At 63.4% G+C, this 3,492-nt stretch carries 3 protein-coding genes; all 3 read left to right on the top strand.

All coding sequences use genetic code 11. The features are described from left to right. The coding region (locus EN932_RS31765; RefSeq protein ID WP_245483361.1) for a small ribosomal subunit Rsm22 family protein at nucleotides 1-323 on the top strand (323 nt) is incomplete at its 5' end. 220 nt (nucleotides 324-543) lie between these two features. Then, nucleotides 544-2,034, top strand: coding sequence for a replicative DNA helicase (locus tag EN932_RS31760; protein WP_013532525.1), 1,491 nt, complete (start codon nucleotides 544-546; stop codon nucleotides 2,032-2,034). A 222-nt stretch (nucleotides 2,035-2,256) separates the two neighbouring features. Further along, a partial coding sequence (radA, locus tag EN932_RS31750) for a DNA repair protein RadA (protein WP_128369353.1) occupies nucleotides 2,257-3,492 on the top strand: 1,236 nt, incomplete at its 3' end.

The raw sequence follows: 3,492 nt of genomic DNA, 5'->3' as shown, positions 1-3,492 counted from the left end.
CGCCCTGCCCGCTGGTCCAGCCCGACTGGTGCCATTTTTCCCGCCGCGTCGCCCGCTCGCGCCTGCATCGGCTGGCCAAGGATGCCGACGTGCCGTGGGAAGACGAGAAATTCATCTACGTCGCGGCTTCTCGCGACGGCCCCACATCACACCAGGCACGAGTTCTTGCGCCACCGAAATCCGGCTCCGGCAAGGTTCTGCTCAAGCTTTGCCAGGACGACGGCACCGCCGCCGAGCGCTTGTTCACCAAGCGCGACGGCGCCGACTTCAAGTTGGCCCGGCGACTGGACTGGGGCGACAGGCTGGACAACATCGCAAAATGAACAGCGCCATTGTTCTTGCTTTGTTCCGACGAGTCAGATAGAGAACCACGCCCTGTCGAGTCAACCGGAATCGGGGCACGCGAATACTCTCCTGTGGACGATTGGTTGTTCCTGTGAACAACGGGCATCAAGGTTCTTTGGTTGGGTAGTGATGCAGAAAGGTCAGCACCGACTCATCACGTTCTGATATCGAAAGGCCGGGATTGAAATCGGGGATATCATGGCAGAGGCAGCGCGAAAATTCGGCGTCGCGGAAACACCGCTTTATCGTGAAGCGCCAAACAACATCGAGGCTGAGCAGGCGCTGCTCGGCGCCATCCTCGTCAACAACGACGCCTTCTACCGCGTCTCTGACTTCCTCAAGGCCAGCCATTTCTACGAGCCGCTGCACCGCAAGATCTATGAGGTGGCGTCCGAGTTCATCCGTATGGGCAAGGTGGCGACGCCGATCACACTGAAAACCTTCCTGCCGGCCGACGAGAAGGTTGGCGACATGACGATGGCGCAATATGTCGTGCGGCTGGCGGTCGAGGCTGTGACCGTCGTCAACGCCACCGACTATGGCCGCGCCATCTATGACCTTGCGACGCGCCGCGCGCTGATCACCGTCGGCGAAGACATGGTCAACATCGCCTATGACGCGCCGGTCGACATGGCACCCGGCGAACAGATCGAGGATGCCGAGCGGCGGCTGTTCGAGCTGGCCGAAAACGGCCGCTACGATGGCGGTTTCGAAAGCTTTTCCGATGCGTTGAAGAATGCCGTCGACATGGCCAGCGCGGCCTATATGCGCGATGGCCACCTGTCCGGCATTGCCACCGGCCTGCGCGATCTCGACCATCGCATGGGTGGCCTGCAGCCTTCGGATTTGATCATCATCGCCGGCCGCCCAGGCATGGGCAAGACGTCGCTGGCCACCAACATCGCCTACAACATCGCTGCCGCCTATGAGCCTGCCCAACAGGCCGACGGCTCCGTCAAGGCGGCCAATGGCGGCGTCGTCGGCTTCTTCTCGCTTGAAATGTCGTCCGAGCAGCTGGCCACCCGCATTATCTCCGAGCAGACCGAGATTCCATCGTCGAAAATCCGGCGCGGCGATTTGACGGAAGCCGATTTCGGCAAGCTTGTCGCCTACACGCAGGAGAACCACAAGCGCCCGCTCTACATCGACCAGACGGGTGGTATCTCGATCGCCCAGCTCGCGGCGCGCGCCCGCCGCCTCAAGCGCCAGCGCGGGCTGGACCTGATGGTCATCGACTATATCCAGCTGATGCAGGGTTCATCTGCCAAGGCGTCGCAGAACCGCGTCCAGGAAATCACCGAGATCACCACCGGACTGAAGGCGCTCGGCAAGGAGTTGGGCGTGCCGATCATCGCGCTCTCACAGCTCTCGCGTCAGGTCGAAAGCCGCGACGACAAACATCCGCAGCTGTCCGACCTGCGCGAATCGGGCTCGATCGAGCAGGACGCCGACGTCGTGCTGTTCGTGTACCGCGAGGAATATTACATCAAGAACAAGGAGCCGGAGAAAGGCACGCCCGAGCATCTCGCATGGGAGACGAAGATGATCGAGGTCCAGGGCAAGGCCGAAGTGATCATAGCCAAGCAGCGCCATGGACCGACCGGCACCGTCAGCCTTGCCTTCCAGGGCGAGTTCACCCGCTTCTCCGACCTCGCCGAGGAGCATCATCTGCCGGAAAGGTTCGAGTGACCTATTGAGACAGGTCCCATTCCTTGGCGCCCCCCTCTGTCCTGCCGGACATCTCCCCCTCAAGGGGGGAGATCGGATGGCATCGACGCTTTCGCCAATTTTTGGCGTTGAAAAGAAGGCGCAAGCGCTGAAGCTGCAAATCTCCCCCCTGGAGGGGGAGATGGCCGGCAGGTCAGAGGGGGGCGCTGCCCCGCCAGCCTGTCACCGCGTGGCTTCCATCTGATGGCCAAATCGCGCGTCCAATTCATCTGCCAAAGTTGCGGATCGGTGCATCAGCGCTGGGCCGGCAAATGCGATGCGTGTGGCGAGTGGAACACGCTGGTCGAGGAAGGCACGTCCGGCGGCATCGGCTCAGGACCAGCCAACACGCGCAACGCCCGCAAGGGACGCGCCGTGGTGCTGACCACGCTGTCCGGCGATATCGAGGACGCGCCACGCATCATCTCGGGCATTGGCGAACTCGATCGCGCCACCGGCGGCGGTTTCGTGCGCGGCTCGGCGCTGCTGGTCGGCGGCGATCCCGGCATCGGCAAGTCGACGCTGCTCACCCAGGCGGCCGCGGCGCTGGCATCAAAAGGCCACCGCATCGTCTATGTCTCGGGCGAAGAGGCGGTCGCGCAGATCAGGCTGCGGGCACAGCGGCTTGGCGTCGCCACTTCTCCGGTGGAACTGGCTGCGGAGACCAATGTCGAGGACATCCTGGCGACGATCGCCGACGGCAAGCGGCCTGATCTCGTCATCCTGGATTCGATCCAGACGCTGTGGACCGACCTTGCCGATTCGGCACCCGGAACCGTCACCCAGGTGCGCGCTGCCGCCCAGGCGATGATCCGCTATGCGAAATCCACGGGTGCGGCGATCGTACTGGTCGGCCATGTCACCAAGGAAGGCCAGATCGCCGGGCCGCGCGTCGTCGAGCACATGGTCGACGCCGTGCTCTACTTCGAAGGCGAAGGCGGCCACCACTACCGCATCCTGCGCACGGTGAAGAACCGTTTTGGACCGACCGACGAGATCGGCGTCTTCGAAATGTCGGACAAGGGCCTGCGCGAGGTCGCCAATCCGTCCGAGCTTTTTCTTGGCGAACGCCATGCCAAATCGCCGGGGGCGGCGGTTTTCGCCGGCATGGAGGGGACAAGGCCGGTGCTGGTCGAGATCCAGGCACTGGTCGCACCCTCCTCGCTCGGCACGCCGCGCCGCGCCGTCGTCGGCTGGGACGGCGCCCGGCTGTCGATGATCCTGGCGGTTCTCGAAGCCCATTGCGGGGTGCGATTCGGCAGCCATGATGTCTATCTCAATGTCGCCGGCGGCTACCGGATTTCGGAGCCCGCGGCAGATCTCGCAGTGGCGGCCGCCCTGGTTTCCTCGCTCACCGGTCTTGCCCTTCCCGCCGATTGCGTCTATTTCGGCGAAATCAGCCTTTCGGGCGCCGTGAGGCCGGTTGCGCATGCGCAACAG

It is taken from the genome of Mesorhizobium sp. M7A.F.Ca.US.002.01.1.1 (assembly GCF_004022955.1).
GTDB classification, from domain to species: domain Bacteria; phylum Pseudomonadota; class Alphaproteobacteria; order Rhizobiales; family Rhizobiaceae; genus Mesorhizobium; species Mesorhizobium ciceri.
This window is presented reverse-complemented; position numbering and strand designations above follow the sequence as displayed.

Excerpts from the sequence above, each read along its gene's own strand:
- EN932_RS31760 (WP_013532525.1), top strand. The coding sequence starts at position 544 with ATGGCAGAGGCAGCGCGAAAATTCGGCGTCGCGGAAACACCGCTTTAT.